At 68.8% G+C, this 24613-nt stretch carries 24 protein-coding genes; 14 read left to right on the top strand and 10 right to left on the bottom strand.

The window, feature by feature from the left end:
- The first annotated feature begins 2 nt into the window (after positions 1-2).
- Positions 3-923 carry an NAD-dependent epimerase/dehydratase family protein gene (locus IU476_RS26345; RefSeq protein ID WP_195104454.1) on the top strand — a complete coding sequence of 307 codons (921 nt, stop codon included), beginning with the start codon at positions 3-5 and terminating at the stop codon, positions 921-923.
- An 85-nt stretch (positions 924-1008) separates the two neighbouring features.
- On the opposite strand, the gene IU476_RS26340 is transcribed toward IU476_RS26345, so the two are convergent.
- Genes IU476_RS26340 through IU476_RS26310 form a run of 7 tightly spaced genes read right to left on the bottom strand, consistent with a single transcriptional unit; the run spans position 1009 to position 7960 of the window.
- Entirely contained in the window at positions 1009-1950 is a 942-nt protein-coding gene (locus IU476_RS26340) for an ABC transporter substrate-binding protein (RefSeq protein ID WP_195104452.1), read from the bottom strand.
- A 34-nt stretch (positions 1951-1984) separates the two neighbouring features.
- Positions 1985-3154, bottom strand: a complete 1170-nt coding sequence (locus tag IU476_RS26335; protein ID WP_195104450.1) for an LLM class flavin-dependent oxidoreductase — start codon at positions 3152-3154, stop codon at positions 1985-1987.
- On the bottom strand, positions 3151-4278 hold the full coding sequence (locus IU476_RS26330; protein ID WP_195104448.1) for an LLM class flavin-dependent oxidoreductase: 1128 nt from the start codon (positions 4276-4278) through the stop codon (positions 3151-3153). The genes IU476_RS26335 and IU476_RS26330 overlap by 4 nt, the downstream gene beginning before the upstream one ends.
- Positions 4275-5324 (bottom strand): ABC transporter substrate-binding protein, encoded by a 1050-nt coding sequence (locus tag IU476_RS26325; RefSeq protein WP_195104446.1) that lies wholly within the window; start codon positions 5322-5324, stop codon positions 4275-4277. The genes IU476_RS26330 and IU476_RS26325 overlap by 4 nt, the downstream gene beginning before the upstream one ends.
- Complete coding sequence (locus tag IU476_RS26320; protein ID WP_195104444.1) at positions 5321-6097, bottom strand: ABC transporter ATP-binding protein; 777 nt, start codon at positions 6095-6097, stop codon at positions 5321-5323. The genes IU476_RS26325 and IU476_RS26320 overlap by 4 nt, the downstream gene beginning before the upstream one ends.
- Positions 6094-6921, bottom strand: coding sequence for an ABC transporter permease (locus IU476_RS26315; protein ID WP_195104442.1), 828 nt, complete (start codon positions 6919-6921; stop codon positions 6094-6096). Before IU476_RS26315 ends, IU476_RS26320 begins: the two co-directional genes overlap by 4 nt.
- Position 6922: 1 nt before the next feature.
- Positions 6923-7960: an NrtA/SsuA/CpmA family ABC transporter substrate-binding protein gene (locus IU476_RS26310; RefSeq protein WP_195104440.1), complete on the bottom strand. Its 1038-nt coding sequence runs from the start codon at positions 7958-7960 to the stop codon at positions 6923-6925.
- Positions 7961-8212: 252 nt separating this feature from the next.
- Between IU476_RS26310 and IU476_RS26305 the strand changes: the two genes are divergently transcribed.
- Positions 8213-8980, top strand: coding sequence for an IclR family transcriptional regulator (locus IU476_RS26305; protein ID WP_195104439.1), 768 nt, complete (start codon positions 8213-8215; stop codon positions 8978-8980).
- Positions 8981-9118: 138 nt separating this feature from the next.
- On the opposite strand, the gene IU476_RS26300 is transcribed toward IU476_RS26305, so the two are convergent.
- Positions 9119-9631 carry a MarR family winged helix-turn-helix transcriptional regulator gene (locus IU476_RS26300; RefSeq protein WP_195104437.1) on the bottom strand — a complete coding sequence of 171 codons (513 nt, stop codon included), beginning with the start codon at positions 9629-9631 and terminating at the stop codon, positions 9119-9121.
- A gap of 66 nt (positions 9632-9697) precedes the next feature.
- On the opposite strand from IU476_RS26300, the gene IU476_RS26295 reads away from it, so the two are divergent.
- Positions 9698-10414 (top strand): SDR family NAD(P)-dependent oxidoreductase, encoded by a 717-nt coding sequence (locus IU476_RS26295; protein ID WP_195104435.1) that lies wholly within the window; start codon positions 9698-9700, stop codon positions 10412-10414.
- A 49-nt stretch (positions 10415-10463) separates the two neighbouring features.
- Here the strand turns inward: IU476_RS26295 and IU476_RS26290 are convergent, their stop codons facing one another.
- On the bottom strand, positions 10464-11054 hold the full coding sequence (locus IU476_RS26290; RefSeq protein ID WP_195104433.1) for a TetR/AcrR family transcriptional regulator: 591 nt from the start codon (positions 11052-11054) through the stop codon (positions 10464-10466).
- Positions 11055-11184: 130 nt separating this feature from the next.
- Between IU476_RS26290 and IU476_RS26285 the strand changes: the two genes are divergently transcribed.
- The 9 genes from IU476_RS26285 (at position 11185) to IU476_RS26245 (ending at position 20460) form a co-directional block, all read left to right on the top strand.
- Positions 11185-12369, top strand: a complete 1185-nt coding sequence (locus IU476_RS26285) for an FAD-dependent oxidoreductase (RefSeq protein WP_195104432.1) — start codon at positions 11185-11187, stop codon at positions 12367-12369.
- A gap of 72 nt (positions 12370-12441) precedes the next feature.
- The gene (locus IU476_RS26280) at positions 12442-12828 is read left to right on the top strand and encodes an avidin/streptavidin family protein (RefSeq protein ID WP_195104431.1); all 387 of its coding nucleotides are present in this window, start codon (positions 12442-12444) and stop codon (positions 12826-12828) included.
- Between the two features lie 454 nt (positions 12829-13282).
- On the top strand, positions 13283-13828 hold the full coding sequence (locus tag IU476_RS26275) for an MSMEG_0572/Sll0783 family nitrogen starvation response protein (RefSeq protein WP_195104430.1): 546 nt from the start codon (positions 13283-13285) through the stop codon (positions 13826-13828).
- Positions 13829-13837: 9 nt separating this feature from the next.
- Positions 13838-14896 carry an MSMEG_0568 family radical SAM protein gene (locus tag IU476_RS26270; protein ID WP_195104429.1) on the top strand — a complete coding sequence of 353 codons (1059 nt, stop codon included), beginning with the start codon at positions 13838-13840 and terminating at the stop codon, positions 14894-14896.
- A 1-nt stretch (position 14897) separates the two neighbouring features.
- On the top strand, positions 14898-16325 hold the full coding sequence (locus IU476_RS26265) for an MSMEG_0567/sll0787 family protein (RefSeq protein ID WP_195104428.1): 1428 nt from the start codon (positions 14898-14900) through the stop codon (positions 16323-16325).
- Positions 16322-17245 carry a carbon-nitrogen hydrolase family protein gene (locus IU476_RS26260; RefSeq protein ID WP_195104427.1) on the top strand — a complete coding sequence of 308 codons (924 nt, stop codon included), beginning with the start codon at positions 16322-16324 and terminating at the stop codon, positions 17243-17245. The genes IU476_RS26265 and IU476_RS26260 overlap by 4 nt, the downstream gene beginning before the upstream one ends.
- Positions 17238-18482, top strand: coding sequence for an MSMEG_0569 family flavin-dependent oxidoreductase (locus IU476_RS26255; RefSeq protein WP_195104425.1), 1245 nt, complete (start codon positions 17238-17240; stop codon positions 18480-18482). The genes IU476_RS26260 and IU476_RS26255 overlap by 8 nt, the downstream gene beginning before the upstream one ends.
- Before the next feature lie 11 nt (positions 18483-18493).
- On the top strand, positions 18494-19345 hold the full coding sequence (locus IU476_RS26250; protein ID WP_195104422.1) for a carbon-nitrogen hydrolase family protein: 852 nt from the start codon (positions 18494-18496) through the stop codon (positions 19343-19345).
- The gene (locus tag IU476_RS26245; RefSeq protein WP_195104421.1) at positions 19345-20460 is read left to right on the top strand and encodes an MSMEG_0565 family glycosyltransferase; all 1116 of its coding nucleotides are present in this window, start codon (positions 19345-19347) and stop codon (positions 20458-20460) included. The genes IU476_RS26250 and IU476_RS26245 overlap by 1 nt, the downstream gene beginning before the upstream one ends.
- Before the next feature lie 66 nt (positions 20461-20526).
- Here the strand turns inward: IU476_RS26245 and IU476_RS26240 are convergent, their stop codons facing one another.
- Positions 20527-21153 (bottom strand): hypothetical protein, encoded by a 627-nt coding sequence (locus tag IU476_RS26240; RefSeq protein ID WP_195104419.1) that lies wholly within the window; start codon positions 21151-21153, stop codon positions 20527-20529.
- Positions 21154-21540: 387 nt separating this feature from the next.
- Between IU476_RS26240 and IU476_RS26235 the strand changes: the two genes are divergently transcribed.
- Together IU476_RS26235 and IU476_RS26230 are read left to right on the top strand one after the other, a co-directional pair.
- Positions 21541-21993 carry a Het-E N-terminal domain-containing protein gene (locus IU476_RS26235; RefSeq protein ID WP_500048433.1) on the top strand — a complete coding sequence of 151 codons (453 nt, stop codon included), beginning with the start codon at positions 21541-21543 and terminating at the stop codon, positions 21991-21993.
- 41 nt (positions 21994-22034) lie between these two features.
- Positions 22035-24581, top strand: a complete 2547-nt coding sequence (locus IU476_RS26230) for an ATP-binding protein (protein WP_195104415.1) — start codon at positions 22035-22037, stop codon at positions 24579-24581.
- The last annotated feature ends 32 nt before the right edge of the window (positions 24582-24613 follow it).

Raw genomic sequence — 24613 nt, 5'->3', positions numbered from 1 at the left:
GCATGCAGACCGTCCTCGGCGCCGGCGGACCGATCGCCGACGAACTCGTGAACGAGCTCCATCGCAACCACATCGAGGACATTCGCCTCGTGAGCCGCAAGCCGTCGCGGGTCGGCGACACCGATGAACTCGTGGCCGCGGACCTCACCGACGCCGAGGCCACCAGCCGTGCTGTCGCGGGCAGTGAGATCGCCTACCTCACCGTCGGCCTGCCCCTGGACTCGGAGCTGTGGGAGCGTCGGTTCCCCGTCATCATGCGCAACGTCATCGACGCCTGCGCCGAACACGAGACCAAGCTCGTCTTCTTCGACAACACCTACATGTATCCCGGAACGTCTGCGCCCCAGACGGAGTCGACAACATTCGCACCGAGCGGTCGCAAGGGACGCGTCCGGGGCGAACTCGCCACCATGCTGCTCGAGGCCGTGCGGTCCGGCCGTATTCAAGGCCTCATCGGCCGCGCCCCCGAGTTCTACGGGCCCGGCTCGACCAAGAGCTACACCAATTCGTTGGTGTTCGACCGGATCAGGGCGGGCAAGCGGCCGTTCGTCCCGGTCGACGCCCACACCGAGCGCTCCCTGATCTGGACCCCCGACGCGGGCCGGGCGCTGGCCCTGCTCGGCAACACCCCCGATGCCTACGGCCAGACCTGGCACCTGCCGATCGACCCGAACCGGCAGACCTACGCCCAGCTCATCGAGATCGCCGGCGAGGTCACCGGCCGCAAGATCGGCTACACGGTGCTGCCGATGCTCGCCTTCCGCCTCGGCCGCCGCTTCGTCGAGCCGCTCGACGAAATGTACGAGCTGATCGGCCGCTACCGCGACGACAACATCTTCGACAGCTCGAAATTCGCGGCCCGCTTTCCCGACTTCCAGGTCACCACCTATCGGGAGGGCGTCGAGCGGATCCTCGCCGACTGACGGCTCAGCGGAAAGACCTGCGGGCTCCCGTCAGCGCAATTCCGGATGATCCCGATCGTTGCAGACCCTTCCGGGCACCGCGGGATCAGACGCCTGCCTTCGCGGCGTCGACGATCGTCCCGATCCACGGCAGGACGGCGTCACGCACCCGCACTCCCGCGCGCAGTAATCCATTGGCCGCGAGCAGGTCCGCGGCGCGCTGCTGTTCGTCGAGGAATGCGTCGGTGACGGGGTTGAGGCCGAACGGGCGGCCGCGCAGGGCCGCTTCCCAGGCATCGAGTTCGGCGGTACCGCCGCGGGCGATGACGTCGTCGACGAAGTATTGTGCTGCGGCGCGGGGGTTTTCGGTGATCCAGGCGTCGGATTCCTGCAGGGCGTCGATGATCGCGGTGAGGGCGTCGCGGTGGTTCTCGGCGAAGTCCCGGCGGGTGAACCAGAGCGAGGGGTGGCTGAACAGGCCGTCGGTGGCGACGAGGGTCCGCAGGTCCGCGGTGGCTTCGATCGCGCTCAAGCTCGGATAGGCGCCGACCCACGCATCGAGTTCGCCGTTGAGCAATGCTTGCCCGCCGTCGTGCACCCCGGTGTCGACCGGTTCGATGTCCGACCAGTTCAGTCCGGCGTTGTCCAGCGCGAACAGCACCAGGGTCGTCTGCCAGGAGCCGTGCGCGACTCCGACCCGCTTGCCGCGGAGATCGGCCACCGACTCGATACCGGAGGACGCCAGCGTGACCAACCGGCCGTTCTCGACCCGTGGCCCCGAAATCCCCACGTACACAATGTCTCTGCCGTTGCCGAGCGCGGTGACCGGCGGGGTGAATCCGGTGCCGATGAAGTCGTAGCCGATATCGGTGAACAGCCAGTCGGAGTGCTGGGACGGCAGCGCGGTCGCCGGATCGACCGGCTCCGGCTGCGGCAGGGTGCGCAGGTCGACCCATTCCACATCGGGCAGCGTGCGTTCGAGGATGCCGCGGTGACGCAGGACGAACAGCGAGTTGTTGTGCGGGAAGTAGCCGACACGGACGGACATGGTTGTACTCCTGAGAACTGTTGGGGGTCTGGGTTTACAGCAGCGCGGCGGATGTCGCCGCAGGGGTCGGCGCGGTGAGGCGGGAGCGGCCGAGGAGCGGCAGCACTTCCTCACCGACGCGATAGGCCTCCTCCAGATGAGGGTTACCGGCGAGGATGAAGGCGTCGACGCCGAGGTCGATCAGTTCGTCGAGCCGCTGGGCGACCTGCTCGTAGCTGCCGACCAGACCGAACGCGGGCCCGCCGCGGATCAGACTGAAGCCGCACCACACGTTCGGCTGCACTTCGAGATCGCGGTATCCGGTGATGGTTTCGGGCACCCAGCCCTGGATGCGCGCCGCGCCGACCGAGTCACCCTTCGCGGCGCGGTTCGCCGCGTCGCGATCGACGAATGCCCAACCCTGCTCGATCTCCGCCCACGCCGCCTCCTCGGTGTGGCGGGCGACGATGTCGATACGTACGGCGAATTTCGGTGTGCGACCGGCGGTTTCGGCGTGCGCGCGAACACCGTCGAATTTGGCGCGCAGATCGGCGTAGGGCTCGAGCCAAGACAGGTAGTAGTCGGCGTGCCGTCCCGCGGCCTGCACGGCGGCGGCGGAGGAGCCGGAGAAGTACACCTCCGGGAACGGTTGTCCCGCAAGGCCCGTCGGCAGCGTCGCCCCCGCGGTACGGAAGAAGCGGCCGTCGTGATCGAACGGTTCGCCGTCCCACACGCCGCGCAGCACGTCGAGGAATTCGCTGGTGCGCGCGTACCGGTCGTCGTGGGAAACCTTGTCGCCCCACCACAATTGGGCCGGCCCTCCCCCGCCGCTGATGATGTTGTAGACCAGCCGGCCGCCGGTGGCGCGTTGCAGGCTCGCCGACATCCGGGCCGCCTGCACCGGATGCAGGAAGCCGGGCTGGAAGGCGACCATGAATCGGTAGGTGGTGGTCTCGCGGGCCAGCGCGGACGCCACCGCCCACGGGTCCTCGGTGACCGGGAAGGACGGCAGCAGCCCGCCGAGGAAACCCGCCGATTCGGAGGCTTTGGCGACCGCCGCCATATGGTCGATGTAGCCGTAGCCGTCCAGCTCGCCGTGGCGGACGGCGGGAGCGATATTGCCGGGGCCGTAGCCGTTGGCGTGGCCGCGGTTGTAGCGGCGGGGCGTGCGCAGCGACGCGTGATCGCCCTCCATGCCGATGCGCCAATAGATGTCGATGCTCATGCGGGGGCCTCCTGCGCCCTCAGGGTGCGACCGGCCGGGTCGGCGCGGAACAGCAGGTGTTCCCCGGCGCGGTGTATTTCCTCGATGTGCGGGTGGCCGGACAGCACGAAGGTGTCCACCCCGGCCGCCACGTAGTCCCGCAACCGCCGCGCCACCCGCTCGTAGCTGCCGACCAGGCCGATGGCCTGCGGATAGCCGAGATCCGCGAATCCCGCCCAGCGGTCGTCGCCGATACGCCACGCCTGCGCGTCCGGACCACTCGGATGCAATTCACGCCACTGCCGGTGCACCCGCGCCCAGGCCTCGGAGTCGGTCTCGCGAGCGATGATCGGCAGTTCCAGCGCGGCGCGTACCGTCCGGCCCGCGCGACTCGCCCGCTCCCGGAGCGCGGTGAGCGAACGGCCGGGCCCCTCCGCTGTCTCCGTGAAGACGTGGACGTCGCCGTGTTCGGCGGAGAGCCGTAGGGCCGCGTCGGAGTCGCCGGTCAGCTGGACCTCGGGAAAGGGCAGGCCGGACAGAATGCCTCGGAACCCGCCGTCCACCACATCGAAATACTCTCCGGCGTAATCGAATCCGGTCCCCCGGAATCCGGCGGCGGCCACCGGCTCGGCATTCCACACGCCGCGGGCGACGGTGAGGAATTCGGCCGCCCGGGCGTAGCGGTCGTCCCCGCCGACGCGGTCGCCGCGCGCCCGCGCCTCGGCGTCGTCGGTGTCCACGGCTAGCCGCCACGCCAGTCGCCCGCGGGACAGCCGTTGCAGTGTGGCCGACATCTTCGCCGCGTAGACCGGGGTGCCGAAGGCGGGCTGGAACTCCACGACGACGCGGGAGTGGCGGGTGGCCCGCAGCGCGCCGCCCGCGACGATCCACGACTCCTCGCCGTCCGGGTCGTAGGGCGCGAGCACTCCGTCCAGGCCGGACAGTTCCGCCGCGTCGATGATCTGGTGCAGGTCGTCGAACGGCCCGAACCGGCCGGGCCGCACATCGGTGGCAGGGCTGATCGGCGCGGGCCCGGCGAAACCGCCGCGATGCCGCAAACCCGGATCGGCCCGGCGGCCGTCGCCGCGGGTCGGCAACCGCCACAGGAATTCCGGCGCGGAGGGCTCCGCGTGCCCGCCGCTCATGCCGCCGCGCGTTCGGCCGCGACGAGTTCCTGTGCCCGGCGCAGCGGTTCGTGCGCCACCCAGGAGGCCAGGTCGAAATCGGCGGCCAGGAATCCGTGGGTGTAGAGGAACTGCTTCTGGATGCCGATCAGCTCCAGGCGTTCCTCCGACAGCGAGGGGTGCAGACCGCGGTGGAAGTCCGCGCCGTAGGCGGCGACGACACCGTCAGGGCCGGAAAGGGTTTCGCGCTGTGGCACCGAACGGACCCCGTCGAGGTTCCCGGCGGCCCAGTCGGCCGCGCGCAGGCTCTGAGCGAGGAAGCCCACCACGACCTCGGGCCGCCGCTCCAGCAGGTCGGCGTGCACGGTGATCGGCCGCGGCGTCCCGTTGTTCACCCGGTATCGCTTGCTCTCGGTGGCGTCGAGATCCACGGCGACCCGCAGGCCGTGCTCCCGCGCGATCTCCTGCGCCCGTGCGCCTTTCACATAGATCGCGTCCACGTCACCCCGCAGCAGTTCGTCGACGCCCCACGTGACACTGCGGCCGCGCTGCTGAATTTCGGTGCGCACCTGCGGATTCCGGTCCACACCGACCTCGGTGACGGTGACGTCCCCGAAGCCGAGGCCGCCGAGGCGCAGTGCGCTCGCGAAGCCGTGCAACGCCATCGCGCGCGGAAAGCTCCGCGCCTGATCCTGGGCCCAGGCCGGGATCCCGATCCGGTGCCCGGCGAGGTCGGCGGCTGAGCCGATCGGCGAATCCGGGCCCACCAATATGGCCTGTGCCTCGTCGATCCAGGTCAGTCCGATCAGCCGGGTAGGCGAGCCGTGAGCGCGCGCGGCCAGGGCGGGCACATTGCCGCCCTCGCGGATCAGCCCGGACAGGGTGTGATCGAAATGCCGCACCGCCAGTTCCGGCCCGGCATCCTGCAGGACGCCGAACCGCAGGTCGTTCCGGGCGGCGGTCTCGCTCAGCCAGCCCAAGCTGTGCGCCAGGCCGCTGGCGGTCGGGACCGGGCAGCGGGTGTACCAGAGGGTGTCGAGCGCGGGCTCGTGTGCTGATGTTGTCATGTGTGCTGCTCCCGGAGGTTTTCGGCGGGCGAGGTGCCGACGCCGAGGTGGGCGAGCAGTGCCGCTCGGTAGCGCACGGCCCGTGGGTCGTTGTGCTCGCGCGGGCGGGCGAGCTCGAGGGTGAGATCGGCGGCGAAGCGGCCGTGGTCGAGTACCAGCACCCGATCGGCCAGCCGGACCGCCTCGTCCACGTCGTGGGTGACCATCAGCACCGCCGGGCGATGTCGTGCGACCAGTTCGCCGACGAGTTCCTGCATCTGCAGCCGAGTGAGTGCGTCCAGGGCCGCGAACGGCTCGTCCAGCAGCAGCAGGTCCGGTTCGCGGACCAGCGCCCGGGCCAGGGCCGTGCGCTGGGCCTCGCCGCCGGACAGCGTCGCGGGCCACTGGCGCGCCTTGCCCGCCAGGTTCACCTCCGCCAGGGCGCGCAGGCCCGCCTCCCGGGTGCTCCGCGAACGCCGTTGGCCCACAGTCACATTGGCGAGCACCCGTTTGGACGGGATCAGCCGCGGCTCCTGGTACACGGTGGTGCGGCGGTCCGGGACCAGCACCGTGCCGATGTCCGGTGTCTCCAGGCCGGTGAGCAGCCGCAGCAAGGTGGTCTTCCCGGTGCCGCTGGGTCCCAGCAGCACCACGAACTCGCCGCGCCGGATGGTCAGGTCGACGCCGTCGAGGACCACCTTGTCGCCGAACGCTTTCCGCAGGCCGGTGATCGACACGGCCACCTCGGCGGTGGAATGCGGTTGCACCGCAACGGTTTCCGAGACCGTGGTCATCGCATCGCCACCTGTCCGCGCCACGGCATCGCGAATCGTTCCACCAGCCGCACCATGCCGTCGAACACCAAGCCCAGCAGTGCGTAGAGCACGATGCACAACACCATGTAATCGGTGCGGTTGTACTCCTGCGCCAAGGTGACCAGGTACCCGATGCCTTCGGTGGTGCCGACCTGTTCGGCGGCGATGAGGCCGGTGATGCTGATGGCCAGGCACACGCGCAGCGCCATGAGCACACCGGGTAGTGCCGCGGGCAGCACCACCTCCAGGACAAGGCGCGGCCCGGCCAGCCCGAAACCCCTTGCGGCCTCGACCATCTTGCGGTCTACATTGCGGACGCCGAGATAGGTGTAGGCGTACATCGGCGCCACCGTCGCCACGGCGATGAGCAGTATCTTGTACAGCTCGTCGATGCCGAACCAGGCGATGAACAGCGGCGCCAGCGCCAGGAACGGCACCGCGCGCACGATCTGCATCGTCGAATCCACGAGTTCCTCACCGAGACTCGACAACCCGGACAGCAGGCCGAGCACCAGCCCGGCCGACACCCCGAGCCCGACCCCGAACACCGCGCGCAGCAGCGAGGCGGTCGCGAAGTCCAGCAGCTGACCACTGCGCAGCAGTTCGACGCCCGCTGACCACACCTTCGGCGGCCCGGCCAGCACCTGGGGCTCGAGGGCGCCCGTGGCCGACCCCAGCCACCATGCCAGCAGCAAGACCGCCGGCAGGAGAAAGCGCAGCGTCACCGAAAGCCATGCGGGCCTGGACCGTTCGGCTCTCGAACGCGGCGGTGCCAGAGCGAGGGCCGTCACCTCGGTCGCCATCTCACTGCCCTGCCCGCAGTGCGCCGAGCTGCTCGGGTGTCAGTTTCGAGCGCAGGTCGTAGAAGATGTCGGCGGCGGTGATCTTGCGCGAGACGACACCGTTGGCGTGGAACAGGTCCACCACGTCCGCCAGCGCGGCGGCGTCGGAGTCCAGCGGCAGCCGCGGCACGGTGGCCTCCGCACCGACTCGCAGCGCGTCCGCGAGCCGCTGGCCCGACAACGCCCGTGGCCCCGTCGTCTCGAAGACGTTCTCGAAGGCCGCGGGATCGGTGCGCTGGCGCGCGGTCAGCTCCCGCAGCACCTCCAGGTATTTGGCGGCGATATCCGGATGCTCGTCGAGGACCTCGGTGCGGAAGACGACGACCGAGTTGTCCTGGGATCCGATGCTCTGCTCGGTGGCGATCTCCACCCCGCCGTTGGCCTTGGCCTCCTGGTAGGGCTGCAGGAACGAGGCCCACGCGTCGACCTTGCCGGTGGCGAAGGCGGGGGCGGCGTCCTTCTGCTGCAAGGGAACTCGGGTCACCTTGTCCGCGGGGACACCGGCCTGGGCCAGCGCCTTCAGCAGGATGTATTCGCCCTTGGCCGCCGGGTTGACCGCCACCCGCCTCCCGACCAGGTCGGATACCGCGCGGATGCCGGAATCACGAGTCGCGATGATGCCGCTCTGATCCTTGCCCGCCGGATCCTGGACCGCCACGATGCGCACCGCGACGTCCTTGGACAGCGCGCCCACCACCGGACTGAACGCGGCGCCCGACACGTCGAGCTGACCGGTGTTGAACAGTTTCAGCATGGAGCTGAAACCCGGTGTGGTGGTGACCCATTCGACGCGCGCGCCCAACGGCGCCAGCGCCTTGTCGAACGTGCCGTCCCGTTTCCCGACCGCCAGCGGGCCCTCGTTCCCGGGATCGGCCACCTTGATCACGACCGTCCCGTGGTCGACGCCCGTAGTCGCGCCCGAGCCACACGCGGCGACGAGCACCGCGACGGGAACGAGCGCGAGCGCGAGACGCCGGCGGCGGTGCCGCGTGCCAAACATCGTGGAGTACCTCTTCCGCAGAGCCGATCACTGCCGTCGGACGTTAGGCATCCGCACCGGGCACCGCGAGGTAATCCTTTCCGTGGATTGGAAGGATTGACAACGGAATTCAGCGGGGTTATAAGTCGTCGGCCATCGCGTCTACCTGTGCAGAAGGCGACTTCGGAGGGCGACCGATTCACTGCGCTCGCTTTCCATCAATCGGAAACTTCCAGGCGCCGACGTTCGATCGCCTGTGCTACCGTCGCTCGCGTGGAAGCCTCCGGTGTGCAGACCGTCGCCCGTGCCCTGTCGGTCCTCGACTGCTTCCGCGACGGGCAGGAGCGCGGTGTCTCCGAGGTGGCCCGGCAGCAGGGGCTCGCGGTCAGCACCACCCATCGCCTGCTGGCCGCGCTCGTACACGCCGGATTCCTGGAGAAGGACGACGAATCCAGCCGCTACCGGATGGGCGGCGCGCTCGCGGAATACGGTCAGATCGCCTATCGGCAGCACCGGATCTACCTCGCCGAACCCTGTTTGGAACAGCTCGCCAACACCACCGGCGCCAGCGCGTCGGTCGCCATCCGGCACAGCATCCACGCGGTCCTGCTCGGCACCAGCCGCTGGCGCGAGAGCGACGGGCACCGCTTGCAGGGCGTACGGTTGCCTCTGCACGCCAGCGCCCTCGGCAAGGCGCTGCTGGCCTGGTCGGACACCACCGACGACGAATTGCGCGACCTGCCCTACGACGAGGGCACCGATCGATCCGTCTCCGGCCCCGCCGAGCTGCGCGCCGAACTGGACCACGCCCGCGACCGCGGATACGCCTACAACGACGAAGAACTCGACCCCGGCTTCCGCACCATCGGCCTGCCCATCCTCGACCCCTCCGGCCGCTGCCGCTTCGCCCTCGGCCTGCGCGGCCCGACCACCCTCATGATCGCCGAACGCGTCCCCTTCCTCGTCGACCTCGCGAAAGTCACCGCCCGCGACATCGCCGACCGCTTCGCCGAGGCCGAATCCACCCCTCCCCCAACCTGATTCGGCCGCCGCGCAACGCCATCCACAGAACCTCGGCAACGTGCGCCCACCATCGCCGGCTCGCGCAGGGCATCTGCCGATCCGACCACCGCCGAAGTCCCATTCCGCGCGGGCGTCAGGGTAATCCGTTGCGGCGGATCACAACTCGTGGCCGGGGCGTACGGCGGCGGCGAGGCAGCGTAAGGCGTCGGTGAGGGCGGCCTGCTGGTCGCCGGTGAGTCGATCGGTGAGAGTCGTTTCGTAGTCCAACAATTCGCGCACCACGCGCTCGATCACCTCGTGCCCTTCGGCGGTCAGCGTGACCAGGACGCCGCGGCGGGACGAGGTGGTCGGCGCGCGGGTGATCAGCCCCGCGTCCTCGGCGCGCGCCAGACGCTGGGAGATGGCCCCGGCCGTGACCAGGCTGCGGGCGGTGATCTGCCGGGTGGTGAGTTGATACGGCTCGCCCGCCCGGCGCAGGGTGCTGAGCAGGTCGAGGGTCGACTCGTCGATGCCGAGCCGGCGCAGGGTGCGTTGCCGCTCGTCGGCGAGCAGCTTCGCCACGCCCCACAGCGGAGTGATGATCTCGATGGATCGCGTTCGCGCGCCGGGCAGTTCACGGTTCCAGGCGGCGGCGATCTGTGCCGCCGTCGGCACTGTGTCGAGTGTCATTCGTCCTGTCCCGATTCTCCCGAGCGGTGTATGTTTAGCGCTAAATATATCGACGGAAGGGAAACGATGGCAAGAACGATCGTGGTGACCGGCGGCAGCCGCGGACTCGGACGCGCGGTCGCGCAGCGCTTCGCCGAGCTCGGCGAGGAGGTGGTGATCACCGGGCGCTCCGACCGGGTCGGGCAGACCGCCGACGAACTGGGCGTGGTCGGAATCCGCTGCGACGCAACGGATCCGGCGAGCGTCGAGAACTTCGCCGCGCAGGTGGGCCCGAGTGTGGACGTACTGGTGAACATGGCCGGGGGCAATGCCGATTTCGCGGGCCCCGAACCGGAGTCGCTGGCGGAGACCGCCCGGCGCTGGCACGACAATCTGGCCGCGAACCTGCTCAGCGCGGTGCTGACCACGACGGCGCTGCGGGATCGGCTGCGCTCGGGCGGATCGGTGATCAACATCGGGTCGATCGGCGCCGAGTACGCCGGGAATTCCTACGGCGCGGCCAAGGCCGCCCTGGCCGCGTGGTCGGCGGGCCTGTCAGCGCAGCTGGGTCCGGCCGGGGTAACCGTGAACGCGGTGGCACCCGGCTACATCGAGGACACGGATTTCTTCCAGGGCCGCCTCACCGGCGAACGACTCTCCCAACTCGTCGCGGCCACGCACGACAAGCGTCCGGGACGCCCCGCGGAAGTAGCCGCGCTGGTCGAATTCCTGGCCTCACCGCAGGCCCGCCACCTCACCGGGCAGACGATCCATCTCAACGGCGGCGCGTACACCACCCGCTGAGCCGGCCAGCGATAACGGGGGCACCGGGAGAAGGCCTCGAGGCCTCTGTCTAGTGGCGGTCAGGGGGCGGGGTGCCGGACCAGCCTCGGTCGAGCAGGTCGAAGATCGTGTCGATCGCCTCGCCCGGATCGGGTTGTCCACGTGCCAGCTCGACGGCTTCGAGCGCGAAGCGAGCGAGGGCCGCGCAGGCGATATCGTCTGCGGCAGCACCGGTTTCGGCGGCGATAGCGCGGGCGAGCGCCGTTTCGTGACGCAGCCACATACGGCTGGCGTATTGGGACAGGACGGGAGTCTCCTCGATCAGGCGAGCGAAGGCGGGGGTAGTCGGGGCCGCGGCGACGGCCGTTACCCAGCCGCGGAGGTGCTCGCGCAAAGCGGCGAGCGGAGTCCTGCCGGGCGCACGCTGACGCACGGCCGCCACCAGCGCCGCCTCGACGTCCTCGTCGAGATCGAAGACCAGCGCCTCTTTGGTCGGAAAGTACTTGAACAGCGTGGTGACCGACACATCCGCCGCGTCGGCGATCTCCCGGACCCCCACCTGGTCGTAGCCGCGGGCCACGAACAGTTCGAGCGCGGCGTCGGCCAACGCCTTGCGCGTCTGCGCCTTCTTACGCTCACGTCGGCCGATCGGTTCGCTCATGGCGACACCGTACCCCCGAAAAGGTGTAACGGTAAAAAACTTTAGCGGTTGCATGTTTGTAGTGGTTGTGGTTTTCTGACGCAGCCTCGGCCGAGTCGCCGACCTCCCTCCCTCGAAGGACTTGATCACGATGAACTCCCCTGCCCCGCGTATCGCCGTGGTCGGTGCCGGAATCGGCGGACTGGCGTGTGCCGGCGGCCTGCGTATCCACGGATTCGCGGTAACCGTCTTCGAACGCGACACCGCACCGCGAGCACGTCGGCAGGGCGGCATGCTCGACCTGCACGTCCCCACCGGCCAGGCCGCGCTGCGCACCCTCGGGCTGTTCGAGCGGTTCCTCGCCTCGGCCCGCCCCGAGGCCCAGGAGATGCGGGCCGTGGATCCGGTCACCGCCGAACTACTGCACCACGAACTCCCCGGAGTCGGCGAGCGCTCCGCACCCGAGATCGACCGCGGCCGACTGCGCGAACTGCTGCTGGACTCGCTCGAACCCGGCACCGTGCAGTGGGGGCGGCCGGTCGAGCGGGTCACGCCCCGCGTCGACGCGACCCCTCGCCTGCATTTCGCGGATGGCACCACCGAGGACTTCGACCTCGTGGTGGGTGCCGACGGCGCTTGGTCGCGCATCCGACCGGCCGTTTCGGCGGTGACCCCCGCCTACCTCGGCAACAGTGTCATCGAATGCTCCGTCACCGATCTCGACCGCCATCCCGCCCTGGCGACCCTCGTCGGCTCCGGCACTCTCATGGCCACCGCCGGCGCCACGATGCTGTCCGCGCAACGCGCCGACGACGGCCGCCTGAGCGTCTACGCGGGACTCGCCGACGTTCCCGTCGACTGGCACGTCGACGCGGGCGTCGACCTCGACGATCCGGCTGCGGTGCGCGAGCACCTGCTGGGCAGCTTCGACGGCTGGCACGACAGTCTGCGCGACCTGATCCGCCACAGCACCGATTTCGTCAATCGTCCCCTGTATGTGCTTCCGGTCGGCCACAGCTGGGACCACGTCCCCGGCGTCACCCTGCTCGGCGACGCCGCCCACCTGATGCCGCCCTATGGCGTCGGTGCCAACCTCGCCCTGCTCGACGGCACCGACCTGGCCGCCGCCCTCGCCACCCACCCCGACCTCGACCGAGCCGTTCGCGCCTACGAGCACACCGCGATCCCCCGCGCGACCGCCGCCGCCAAAGCGTGCACCGATATCACCGCCGACCTGGCCTCCGGCGGAGCCCACCACGTCGACGCCTCCCGCGCCCACCTCAACGAACAACTGCTGCACGCGGGCGAGCGTGCGTCGGCGGCGACGGGAGGCTAGGAGGTCGGCCCGCCGATGTTCGGTTCGCGTCGAGGCTGAGGAGAACCGTCCCCGGATGGGTACTCCGCCGGTATGGGAACCGTATCGGACAAGAACTGGAAAGGCCGGTGGCGCAACGAGTACGGGTCGTTGCTGGTGATCACCGACGACAGGGACGGCATCCTGCGAGGGACCTTCGAGACCGCTCTCGGTGACAGCGCGTTCGCCGGGGCATCGGTACCTATCCAGGGTTTGCATCGGGGACCGTGCGCGCATTTCGCGTTCTCCGCGCCGGGCGATATCGCGAGTATCTGCTCGTTCACCGGCTTGCTGCGGGAGGGACGGCTGCACGCGGCCTGGCACCTGGTGTCCGACGAGGCCGTCAAGCCACCCCGGCCGGGCGCCCCGGCGGAGCGGCTGACGCTGCCGTGGGCACACGCGGTGCTGACCAACAGCGACACCTTCGTGCGGGAGGAGTGATCACGAGACGGTGCCTCCGAACGAGCGAAAGGCCTAGTCCTTTTCGTCATCTCGTTGGACTGCGGGCGACGTCGATATCGTAGAAATCCGGCGACGTGAGACGGCGGACCGTGTTCGTCCTCCGGAGACGGCCACCGCGGGTGTTACGGATTCGTTGGGTCCACGGCGGTCGAGTGTTAACGGCCTTCGGAAAAGTCCAGGAGGAGGATTACGCGGCGATTGCCCGATCCTCTGAAATTATCCTTGTTCACAGCCTTGCGGACACGAGATACGTTGTCGCACAGTCGGTTCGGAGCAGGAGGCGCATAGAGCGGCCGGTGAGGTTTCGGCAACCTCCAATTACTCCGGATGTGACCAACAGGAAATGCGCTGGGCGTCAACTAGTTCCATCGGTGAACCACCTCCCCGGACCGAATTCACCGATTCCGCCGAAACCTTCCCCAGGAGTTGCAGCATGTCCGCACCCACCGAGACCACCTCCGACATCGACAAGGCGATCGAGGAGAACATCGCGAAATCGCTGGCCGAGATCCCGCACCCGGCGCTGCCCAAGGGCACCAACATCTACGGCGCCACCAAGATCTTCCCCGACTACCGCGCCGAGGCCGGGGAAACGTACTTCACGCTCGTGCACGGCATCGCGCACGAGTCGTCGGTGAGTTTCGTGGCCGTACTCCAGGCCACCCGGGCGCTGCGCAAGGGCTTCGAATCGGCCATCTATTTCTACGGTCCGGGCGCGATCAACTGCGTCGCCAACCGCGGCTTCCCGACCACCGGCGACAGTGGTTTCCCGGGCGAGCAGAACATCAACGAGGCGCTGTCCACCTTCATCGCCGAGGGCGGCAAGGTGTTCGCCTGCCGGTTCGGCCTGGCCCTGCACGGCGCGCGCGAGGAGGACCTCATCGAGGGCGTGATCCCCGCGCATCCGCTCGATGTGCAGGACGCGCTGATCCACTACGCGCGCAAGGGCGCCATCATCAACTCCACCTATCAGGTGTAGGCGTCCGCCATGACCGAGGTGTCCACGCGAGTAGACCTGGCGCTACTCGGAATTCGCGTCGACGTGCCGGTGCAGCGCCGTTCCGGGGCCGGGCCCAGCGACGACGGTCATGTGCTGTTCGGGGGCGCCGGCGCTGCCGTTCCCATCAGGTCCGACAGTCCCTACACGCTGCGCGGCGACCGGCTGCTGCGCGACGGCGCCGACCTCGGTGTCGCCGTCGAGCCGGTGCGGCGGCCGCGCTTCTACGACCTGCGCACCGCCGACGGCGTCGCCTACGAGCAGATCGCCAAGCTGCACGGCGCGGACGTGCTCGCCACGACCGTGGTGCAGACCTGCATCCGGTACGGCGAGGACCAGCGCTGCCGATTCTGCGCGATCGAGGCGTCGCTGGCCGCGGGCTCGACGGTCGCGGTCAAGCGGCCCGAGCAGCTCGCGGAGGTCGCGGCCGCCGCGGTCCGGCTCGACGGGGTGCGCCAGATGGTGATGACCACCGGCACCACGGCCGGAAAGGACCGCGGCGCAAGACATCTGGCGCGCTGCGTGCGGGCGGTGCGCCGGGCGGTTCCCGGCCTGCCGATCCAGGTGCAGTGCGAACCGCCCGCCGACCTGGCGGTCCTCACGGAACTGCGCGAGGCGGGCGCGGAGTCCATCGGCATCCATGTCGAATCTCTCGACGACCGGGTGCGCGCCCGCTGGATGCCCGGCAAGTCCACGGTGCCGCTGTCGGAGTACCGGGCGGCCTGGGCGGAAGCCGTGCGGGTATTCGGCCGCAACCAGGTGTCGACTTATCTGCTGGTCGGGCTCGGCGAGGACCCCGACGACCTGGTCCGTGGCGCACGGGAACTCATCGAGATGGGCGTCTACCCGTTCGTCGTTCCCTTCCGGCCGCTGGCCGGGACGCTCGCCACGGACGTCGACGGCGCGGCGGCACCCGCACCGTCACTGCTCGAGGACGTGACCCGCAGGGTCGCGGACGCATTGCGCCGCGCCGGGATGCTCGGCGCGGATCAGAAGGCGGGCTGCGCGGCGTGCGGCGCGTGCAGTGTGCTCCGGACCGCGGGAGGCTGACATGGTCGCCGTCGACACCTTTCGGGCCTCGTCGTCCCCCGACCACTGTGTCCTGTCCGGACACCCGATGCCCACCGAAGCCGAGGACGGATTCCTGATCCGCCCCGCCGACGCCCGCCACCTCGCCGCCTACCGCGCGCTGCGCCACGAGAGCTTCGTCCTGGAACAAGGCCTGTTCGAGGGCAGCGACGCCGACGACATCGACGACGACCCGCGCACCATCGTCCTGGCCGCGCTCGCCCCGGACGGAACCGTCCTCGGCGGCGTGCGCCTGGCCCCTGCCACCACCACCGATCTCGGCTGGTGGACCGGCAGCCGGCTGGTCGTGAACGGCGCGCGCCGCACCCGCGGGGTCGGCCATGCGCTGGTGCGCGCGGCATGCGCCCATGCCGAGAACGCGAACGTCCTGCGCTTCGAGGCCACCGTGCAGCGGCGGTATGCCGCGATGTTCACCCAGCTGGGCTGGAATCGCCTGGAGGACAGCATGATCGGCGGCGCACCGCACGTACGCATGCGCTGGCCGATCGACCGGATCGACCGGCTGGCCCGGACTACCAAGGCGTTGCTCGGCCCGCTGCTGAACGATCTCGGCACGCAGCCGATGTCGCTGGGCGGCAACGGCTTCCGCGGCGACGACGGTGCGCCGGTGCCGGGCAGCGATCTCGTCGCGGCCTGCGACGCGATTCTCGCCGCCATGGTCGAACGCGATCCGGAATGGGCGGGCTGGTGCGCGGCGCTGGTGAATCTCAACGACTTGGCCGCCATGGGCGCCGAACCCGTCGGGCTGCTCGACGCGGTCGCCGCTCCCACCCGGTCGCTGCTCACGCGCATCCTGCGCGGCCTGGCCCGGGCGAGCGAGACCTGGGGCGTGCCCGTGCTCGGCGGGCACACTCAGATCGGCCCGGCCGCACTGTCTGTGACCGCCCTGGGCCGTACCGCGCGGCCGGTGCCCGGCGGTGGCGGCCGGGTGGGTGACGAACTGCGCGTCACCGCGGATCTCGGCGGCCGGTGGCGTCCGGGTTACACAGGGCGGCAATGGGATTCGTCGTCACGGCGAACCGGCGCGGAATTGCGGGCGCTGGGCCGGTTCGTCGCCGACACCGCACCGGCCGCCGCGAAGGACGTCAGCATGGCCGGGCTGGCCGGAACCGCGGGCATGCTCGCCGAGGCGTCCGGCGTCGGCGTGGAACTGGACGTTGCGCGCATCCCGCGTCCCGCCGAAGCCGCTGTCGCGGAATGGATCACCTGTTTCCCCGGCTTCGCCATGCTCACCGCCGACCGTCCCGGCGCGGCGATCGGCGCGACGGGACCCGTGACCTCCGCGGTGTGCGGCGTCCTGACCACCGTCCCCGGCGTCCGACTGCGCTGGCCCGACGGAACCACCACCACCGCGGTGCCCGGCACCGTCACCGGATTGGGACTCTCATGACCGACCTGACCATCTCCGTCGCCGCCGCCGAATTCGGCCGCGACATGGAAACCTGCTACCGCACCATCGGCGACCTCATCGATCGGGCCCGCGCCCGGGGCAGCCGCCTGCTGGTGCTGCCCGAAGCCTGCCTCGGCGGCTATCTACCCAGCCTGGGCGGGGACACCGAGAGCGAGGAGGCGCGGCGGCGACGGCTGCGCAGCCTGCCGCCCGCCCTCGCGCTCGACGGGCCCGAGCTGCGGCGGATCGCCGCCATGGCCGGTGATCTCGTCGTCACGCTCGGGTTCTGCGAGGCCGACGGCGAGGACCGCTACAACGCGGCGGTCACCCTCACCGGCGACGGCGTGCTCGGCTCGTACCGCAAGGTGCATCAGCCGCTCGGCGAAAACCTCTGCTACACAGCGGGTTCGCGGTTCCGCGCCTTCGACACGCCGATCGGTCGAATGGGTATGCAGATCTGCTACGACAAGGCGTTCCCCGAGGCCGCGCGGGCGCTGGCACTGGACGGCGCGGAGATCATCGCCTCGTTGTCGGCGTGGCCGACCGCCCGCACCGCCACGGCCGAACGGCTCGAGGACGACCGCTGGACCCAGCGCTTCGACATCTTCGACCGCGCGCGGGCCGTGGAGAACCAGGTGGTGTGGATCGCCTCCAACCAGGCCGGCACCTTCGGCTCGCTGCGCTTCGTGTGCAGCGCCAAGATCGTCGGCCCCGGCGGCGAGGTCCTCGCGACCACCGGCACCGAACCCGGCCTGGCCACCGCGACCGTCGACGTCGAGCACGCGCTCGAGCTGGCCCGCGGCGGCGGCATGTACAACCTGCGCGACCGCCGTCCGGAGATCTACGACAGCGTGGTCGCCCGGCACGGCGTGGTCGGACAGCCGCCCGTACCCGAGGGATTGGCGGCCGCTCATGCCTGACCATCACGAAGTCGTCGTGATCGGCGGCGGGCAGGCCGGGCTGTCGATCAGCTGGCACCTCACCAACCGCGGTATCGACCATGTCGTCCTGGAACGCGACACCATCGCGCACGAGTGGCGCGACACCCGTTGGGACAACTTCACTCTCGTCACACCGAACTGGCAGTGCGTGCTGCCCGGCTATCGCTACGACGGTCCCGAACCGCACGGTTTCATGACCCGCGACGAGGTCTACGCGTGGGTGCGCGGCTACGCCGACACCTTCGATCCGCCGGTGCGCGAGCACGTCACCGTCACGGCGGTAACCGTGGCGAACGATGGCGGCTTCGACATCGAAACGACATCGGGGCCAATGCATTCCGATCAGGTGGTGGTGGCCGTGGGCGGCTATCACACACCCACGATTCCGCGGTTCGCCGAACGACTGCCCGACACGATCCGGCAGCTGCACTCCGCCGAATACCGCAGTGCCGCAGACCTTCCCGAAGGCGCGGTCCTGGTCGTCGGCACCGGGCAGTCCGGCGCGCAGATCGCGGAGGACCTGCATCTGGCCGGGCGGAAGGTGCATCTCGCGGTCGGCGGCGCGCCGCGCGTCGCGCGCTTCTACCGGGGCCGCGACTGCGTGGCGTGGCTCCAGGACATGGGCCACTACGACATTCCCATCGAGGACCAGCCCGGCGGCCTCGGCAAGCGCGAGAACACCAATCACTACGTCACCGGCCGCGACGGCGGGCGCGACATCGACCTGCGACGCTTCGCCCTCGAGGGCATGTCCCTCTACGGCCGCATGATCGACGTCACCGGCGGCACAGCGCATTTCGAGCCGACCCTGGCCAAGCAGCTCGACGCCGCGGACGCCGTGGCCGAGAGCATCAAGGATTCCATCGACGACTACATCGCCCGCGAGGGCATCGACGCACCCGCCGAGGAGCGCTATCGGCCGGTGTGGCGGCCCGAACGGGAGGTGACCGAAACGGACCTGGCGGCGAGCGGGATTACCTCGGTGGTGTGGTCGGTCGGCTTCCGCACCGACTACCGCTGGCTGCGCGTCGGCGTCTTCGACGGGGAGGGACACCCCTGTCACAATCGCGGCGTCACCACCACTCCGGGGTTGTATTTCCTCGGGCTGCCGTGGCTGCACACCTGGGGGTCGGGTCGCTTCGCGGCCATCGCCCGCGACGCCGAACACCTCGCGGAGCGGATCGTGCGCGCCCGCCGCGCGACCGCGGCGGCCTGAGCCGGATTCCCATGGCCGTCACCCGGATCGCCGCCGTCGCAGCACATTTCGGCCGCGACATCGCCCGCGCACTCGACAAGATCACCGGCATCATCGACCGGCTCGCCACCGACGGCGTCGACCTGCTCGTGCTGCCCGACGCGACGCTCGGCGGCTACATCGGCGACCTACGCAATCCCGACCCGGCGACCGCGCCCGAGGCCATCGACCCCGACGGCCCCGAGATCCGGCTGCTGTGCCGCCTGGCCGGCGCGATGACCCTCTGCGTCGGCTACGCCGAGCACAGCGGCGGCACCCGCTACAACGCCGCGGTCTGTGTGACCGGGGACGGCGTCCTGGGCCGCCACCGCAAGGTCCACCAGCCCGCGGGCGAACATCTCGCCTACGCCGCGGGAGATCGCTTCACCGCCTTCGACACTCCCGTGGGCCGCCTGGGCATGCTCATCGACTACGACAAGACCTTCCCCGAATCGGCGCGTGCCCTGGCCCTCGACGGCGCTCGCACGATCGCGGCACTGTCCGCCTGGCCCGCCAGCGTCACCGACCGCGCCTCCCGCATGCCCAACGACCGCCAGTCCCGCCTGTTCGACCTGTACGACCAGGCTCGTGCCGCCGAGAACCAGGTGGTCCTGGCCTCGTCGAACCAGACCGGCATCACGGGGTCGCTGCGGTTTCTGGGGCAGGCCAAGATCGTCGGTCCCGGCGGCGACATCCTCGCCAAGACCTGGTCCAAGGGCGGGTTGGCGGTCGCGGACATCGATGTGGACGCGGAGGTGGAGCGGGCCCGGCGCGTGCTGCGTCACCTAGCCGAGCGCCGGGTGGACGCGTACCACAACCTGATGCGCGACAAAGGCGGGTTCTGATGCGGGTCGCGTTGCTCACCTATTCCACCAAACCCCGTGGGGGCGTGGTGCATACGCTGAATCTCGCGGAGGCACTGGCGAAGCTGGGCGTGGACGTCACGGTGTGGACATTGGGCCGCGGCGGCGATTCGGCCTTCTTCCAGCCCGTCGATCCGGCGGTGACCGTGCGGGTGGTGCCGTTCGAGGCCGCCGACGGCGAATCGGTCGGTGACCGGATCATGCGCTCCATCAACGCATTACGCTCCGCCTTCACTCCCCCCGCCTACGACATCGTGCACGCCCAGGACTGCATCAGCGCCAACGCGGTCGACCGCTGCATCCGCACCATCCACCACCTCGACACCTTCACCACACCCGAGCTGGCCGCCTGCCACGAGCGCGCCATCGTCGAACCCTACGCCCACATCTGCGTCTCGGCCGCCGTCGCCGCGGAGGTCCACGCGGGTTGGGGCCTGAGCCCGACGGTGATCCCGAACGGCGTCGAATACGACCGCTTCGCAACGGCTTCCAATTCCCCCGCCCGCCTGGACTGGTCACGCCGGCTGGGCCCGTACGTCCTGGCGCTGGGCGGTATCGAACCCCGCAAGGGCAGCCTCGATCTCCTGGAGGCCTTCGCCCTGCTCCGCCGCGACCATCCACACCTGCGCCTCGTCTACGCGGGCGGCGAAACACTCTTCGACTATCGCGCCTACCGGTCCGCTTTCGACTCGCGCGCAACACAATTGGCCGTCCAGCCGACGATCCTCGGGACCGTGCCCCACGACTCCCTGCCCGCTCTGGTGGCCGGCGCCAGCCTGGTTCCCTTCTTCTCCACGAAGGAAGGGTTCGGCCTGGCCGCCATGGAGGCACTCGCCGCGGGCGTGCCGGTGGTCGGGCGTGACCTGCCCGTGCTGCGAGAAGTGTTCGGAGACACCATTTCCTACGCCACGAACCCCGCCGACATGGCCACCGCCATGGCACAGAACTTGCGCCGAGATCCTTCCGCCGCCGAACGCGGTAAGGCCCTCGCCGCCCGATTCGGCTGGGACAAGGCAGCGAGAAGTCACCTCGAGTTCTACCGCGCCAACGTCGGGTCTCTGCCCGCCACGGGTCCGCGGTACATGCCTACCCTGTGACCAAGAGGCCACGGTGGGTATGGACACCCACCCGGGCACACGTTCGCCGCGGCCGATTCCGGATCCTCACACCGTCGGGTTGACCACGGTCCAGAGCGGGCCGCCCTCGCCCGAATCGTTGTCGCAATCGGCCTTGAAACGGTGGAGCCAGGGACTCCCCGACCCCTGGACCAGGGGGTGGAACGTCCGGGAATCCTCGAACGTCGTGTACTGGACCGAGAGCGAATCCATGTTCCAGTTGTCCGGAGTGCTGAAGATATCGGGCTGACCGGAGGCCGAGACGAGTTCGACCCGGAAGATGTCCATGGGACTGACCAGCGACTCGATGTCGTCACTGCGGGACCCCAGCGAAACGCTTCCGGAGAAATGGGAATTGTTCGGGTGCGGATCGGAGGTCAACACGGCGCTCCGCCGCGTGTCCACCCGGCTGAACAGGGTCCGGAAGGTCACGGTAGCGGACACTCCGGTGCCCGAACGGATATCGTCCCCGCCGACGTCGACAGCGAAGAAGAGCGTATCCACATGCGAGGTATCGGCCAACGACGGAGCCTGCCAGTCGACGCTGTCGTAATGCTTTCCGCAGTGAATCGTGGTGGTCGGCAACGCCTCCGCGGGACCGGCCACGGCGACCGGACAAACGAAGACCGACAGGAGAACGAGCGCCTTCTCGAGGATATGACGGGACATGGCCAACTCTCATTCCAGCGTATACGCATCGCGCTCGGGCAGAACGTCTTCGGCCCACCCGACGGCGCGAGGGATAACGGGGCTCGATCAGCGCGGCGGTCCCGGGTGACCATCCCCTTCGACAGCGCCGATTCTAGTACACGACACCTCCATTGATCAGCGAAAAGCCAAGGGCCGCAATAGCTTCCATTCAGGTTATTGCATCTGACCGGTTTGTTCCAGCCGCCGCCGCACACGAGCGAGGTGACGCGCGCGCGCCTTCGACATAACAGACCGGAGAATATGGTTCGGCGGAACTCTTGCGATGCATGGTCACCCCTTGGTTCAGTGGTACGACTCCGCACGGGTCGGAGGGGTCGAACATGGGAGGTCGACGGGGTGGATCCGGTGACGATGGTGGCGGCTGCTTTGGCGGCTGGTGCCGCCGCGGGGTTGACCGGCACGGCCGAACAGGCGGTAACCGACGCCTATCAGGCTGTGAAGAGGCTGATCACCGGCCGCTACCGGTCTGTAGACGTGGAAATGCTCGAACGCCGGCCACAATCGCCTGCACGACGCGCGGTACTGGTCGAAGAACTCGCGCAGGCCGGTGCTGGACGCGATGAGGAATTACTCACTGCGGCCGGCGAAGTACTGGTGGCGATACATCGCCACTCTCCACAGGTCGCGGAGAGCGTCGGCGTGCGCTTGCATGAAGTCAGTGCCGGGCAGCTCACGATCACCGATGTCACCGTGGCCGGCGGCGCCGGCGTTGTCGCCGAGAAGACGTCGGTGGACGGCTCGTTCACCATCAGCGGGATCCACGCCGACGGTCGGCCGCCTCACCCTCCGACAGCGCAGCAGTAGGCCGGGACTTTTCTGCGCTGTCGGATGCCGCGCCGGCGATCGTGATCACCGACGTTGTGGTCGGTCGAGACTTCACCATCCAGTATTCGGTCCAGGAACAGCCGCGTCCGATCGTCACCACAACGCTGCGCCGGGACGTGGCCTCGTTGGTAGGACGTGAGAACGAGCTAGCACGGATCGTGGAAGCTGCCGGCGCGGGACAAGTGGTGTCGATACGCACGATCGACGGCATGCCCGGCGTAGGGAAGACGGCCTTGGCCACCCGTGCTGCCCACCGATTGGCACACAAGTTTCCCGACGGACAGTATTTCGTCGATCTGCACGGCCACACGCCCGGACTTTCCCCCGCTGAACCCACCGACATCCTCGCGGGACTGCTCACCGATCTCGGTGTCGATCCGCGCTTCATGCCGCCGACACTGCGGGGACGTCAGAATCTTTGGCTCGATCGTGTGAACGGCAAGCGGATACTGCTCGTCCTCGACAATGCCTACGACGACGAGCAGGTCGAACCACTTCTACCTGCGGGGAGCGGATGTCTGACGCTGATTACCAGCCGCCGACGCCTGTCCGCGCTCGACGACGCCATCCCCCTATCGCTGGACGTACTCGACATCGACAGCGCGGCCACGCTGTTCATCTCCCGCGCAGGCCGCCGCGAGTCCATGTCTCACACCGAGCGAGCCGCGGTGAACGATATCGTCAGGCTCTGCGGATTCCTGCCGCTGGCCATCGTACTTTCAGCCAGCCGGTTGGCTCAGCGTCCGACATGGTCCGTCGCCGATCTGGCCGCCGCGTTCACCGCGACACCCGACCGACTCCGCGAACTCGCCGCAGGACCACGAGCGGTGCGCATCGCATTCACCATGTCCTACCGCGACCTACCTTCCGAGCGACAACGCGTGTTCTGGTCTCTGGGGCTACACCCCGGCCCGGACACCGATGCATACGCGACAGCAGCACTGGCCGATATCACCACGGGTATGGCACAGACCGAATTGGAGCAGCTCTACACCGATCACCTTATCGAGGAAATCCAGCCCGGTCGTTTCCAGTTGCACGATCTTCTGCGCGAATACGCACGCACTTTGGCGCACAGCCACGGTGGGGACACGGTCGACGAGAGAACCGACAAACTGCTCGACTATTACCAGGCTGCCGCCGCTGCTGCGGATCAGCGATTGGCCCGCCGCACCCGGCCCACCACCGCCCTGCGTGCCGATACGACGAGACGCGAATTCGGCAGCGAGATCGCCGCTTTGACATGGCTGCGCGCAGAGCGCGCAAACCTCCTCGCCTGCCTCGACCATTGCGCCACCGGCGAGCCCGCGCGGGCCGTCGATCTCATCGACACCCTTGCCGGCTTGCTCGAACACGACGGTCCTTGGACTTTCGCGATAAGACTGCATCAGCGGGGCCTCGCTATCGCCCGAACCCTCTCCGATGAGCTCGGTCAGGCGAACATCCTGAAACACCTCGGCACATTGCACAGATTGGTCGGAGACCACACCGACGCCGCCGACCTCTATCAGCAGGCGCTGACGTGCTACCGCAGACTCGACAACCGACTCGGACAGGCTGGTGCGCTTACCAACCTCGGACTCGTCCAGGCGCGCATCGGAAATCACGCTACCGCGATCGAGCTACACGAACAGGCGCTGACGCTCTACCGCGAGCTGGGCAACCGCAGGGGCGAAGCCAACACATTGATGAACTTGGGCATTGTGCGCCAGAAGACCGGTGACTTCGACGCTGCCAACGACCTGTACACCCGGGCGCTGGCCGCCTTCACAGAGGTCGGTAGCCGGACCGGAGAAGCCAGCGCTCTCGGCAACCTCGGCAATATCCGGCAGGCAACCGGGGACTACACCGACGCCATTGATCTCCAACAACAGGCACTGATTCGCTACCGCGAGTTCGGTGACCGTCAGGGGCAGGCCAACACGCTGACCAACCTCGGGCTCGCGCACACTTGGAAAGGGGATTACGCGGTAGCCGCCGACCTGCATAAGCAAGCGTTGGTCCGCTACCGAGAACTCGGAAACCGCCCCGGCCAAGGCGATGCACTCAACAATCTCGGCATCGTGTACGAAAAAATCGGGGACTACGTTGCCGCTGCCGACCTCCACGAACAAGCATTGTCCCGCTATCGCGAGCTCGGCAACCGGGTCGGTGAAGCCAACGCTCTCAACAACCTGGGTATCACGCGCGTTCGGACCGGGCAGTACTCCGCAGCCGTCGATCTGTTCCAGAAGGCACTGGCTCTGCACGATCAACTCGGCAGCAAACTCGGCTACACCGAGGTGCTCAACGAGATCGGACGCCTGTCGCTGGCCATAGGTGAACCGAACAAGGCGTTGCACAGCTTCGCCGAGGCGTTCGCCGCAGCCAGCGCGATCAACAGCCAACTCGAGCAGGGCCTGGCGTTGGAAGGGACAGCGCGATGTCAGGCAAGCCTCGGTGACACAGCCGCAGCAGCGGTATCGATCCGGCAGGCCATCGAGATCTTCCAAAAGATCGGTGCGCCTGAAGCAGAACTCGCCACCCGCTTTCTCGCCACTCTGGCGGTCGACCTGCCAGGACAATGACGGTCTGTTCGGGAGTTCGGCCGGGGCAGGCC

Source organism: Nocardia blacklockiae, from assembly GCF_015477355.1.
Lineage (GTDB): Bacteria > Actinomycetota > Actinomycetes > Mycobacteriales > Mycobacteriaceae > Nocardia > Nocardia blacklockiae.
Note: the sequence above shows the minus strand (reverse complement) of the source record. Positions and strands in the feature narration are given on the sequence as shown.

Coding starts and splice junctions, on each gene's coding strand:
- IU476_RS26345 (WP_195104454.1), top strand. CDS start 3: ATGCAGACCGTCCTCGGCGCCGGCGGACCGATCGCCGACGAACTCGTG.
- IU476_RS26340 (WP_195104452.1), bottom strand. CDS start 1,950: ATGTCCGTCCGTGTCGGCTACTTCCCGCACAACAACTCGCTGTTCGTC.
- IU476_RS26335 (WP_195104450.1), bottom strand. CDS start 3,154: ATGAGCATCGACATCTATTGGCGCATCGGCATGGAGGGCGATCACGCG.
- IU476_RS26330 (WP_195104448.1), bottom strand. CDS start 4,278: ATGAGCGGCGGGCACGCGGAGCCCTCCGCGCCGGAATTCCTGTGGCGG.
- IU476_RS26325 (WP_195104446.1), bottom strand. CDS start 5,324: ATGACAACATCAGCACACGAGCCCGCGCTCGACACCCTCTGGTACACC.
- IU476_RS26320 (WP_195104444.1), bottom strand. CDS start 6,097: ATGACCACGGTCTCGGAAACCGTTGCGGTGCAACCGCATTCCACCGCC.
- IU476_RS26315 (WP_195104442.1), bottom strand. CDS start 6,921: ATGGCGACCGAGGTGACGGCCCTCGCTCTGGCACCGCCGCGTTCGAGA.
- IU476_RS26310 (WP_195104440.1), bottom strand. CDS start 7,960: ATGTTTGGCACGCGGCACCGCCGCCGGCGTCTCGCGCTCGCGCTCGTT.
- IU476_RS26300 (WP_195104437.1), bottom strand. CDS start 9,631: ATGACACTCGACACAGTGCCGACGGCGGCACAGATCGCCGCCGCCTGG.
- IU476_RS26295 (WP_195104435.1), top strand. CDS start 9,698: ATGGCAAGAACGATCGTGGTGACCGGCGGCAGCCGCGGACTCGGACGC.
- IU476_RS26290 (WP_195104433.1), bottom strand. CDS start 11,054: ATGAGCGAACCGATCGGCCGACGTGAGCGTAAGAAGGCGCAGACGCGC.
- IU476_RS26285 (WP_195104432.1), top strand. CDS start 11,185: ATGAACTCCCCTGCCCCGCGTATCGCCGTGGTCGGTGCCGGAATCGGC.
- IU476_RS26280 (WP_195104431.1), top strand. CDS start 12,442: ATGGGAACCGTATCGGACAAGAACTGGAAAGGCCGGTGGCGCAACGAG.
- IU476_RS26275 (WP_195104430.1), top strand. CDS start 13,283: ATGTCCGCACCCACCGAGACCACCTCCGACATCGACAAGGCGATCGAG.
- IU476_RS26270 (WP_195104429.1), top strand. CDS start 13,838: ATGACCGAGGTGTCCACGCGAGTAGACCTGGCGCTACTCGGAATTCGC.
- IU476_RS26265 (WP_195104428.1), top strand. CDS start 14,898: ATGGTCGCCGTCGACACCTTTCGGGCCTCGTCGTCCCCCGACCACTGT.
- IU476_RS26260 (WP_195104427.1), top strand. CDS start 16,322: ATGACCGACCTGACCATCTCCGTCGCCGCCGCCGAATTCGGCCGCGAC.
- IU476_RS26255 (WP_195104425.1), top strand. CDS start 17,238: ATGCCTGACCATCACGAAGTCGTCGTGATCGGCGGCGGGCAGGCCGGG.
- IU476_RS26250 (WP_195104422.1), top strand. CDS start 18,494: ATGGCCGTCACCCGGATCGCCGCCGTCGCAGCACATTTCGGCCGCGAC.
- IU476_RS26245 (WP_195104421.1), top strand. CDS start 19,345: ATGCGGGTCGCGTTGCTCACCTATTCCACCAAACCCCGTGGGGGCGTG.
- IU476_RS26235 (WP_500048433.1), top strand. CDS start 21,541: ATGGTGGCGGCTGCTTTGGCGGCTGGTGCCGCCGCGGGGTTGACCGGC.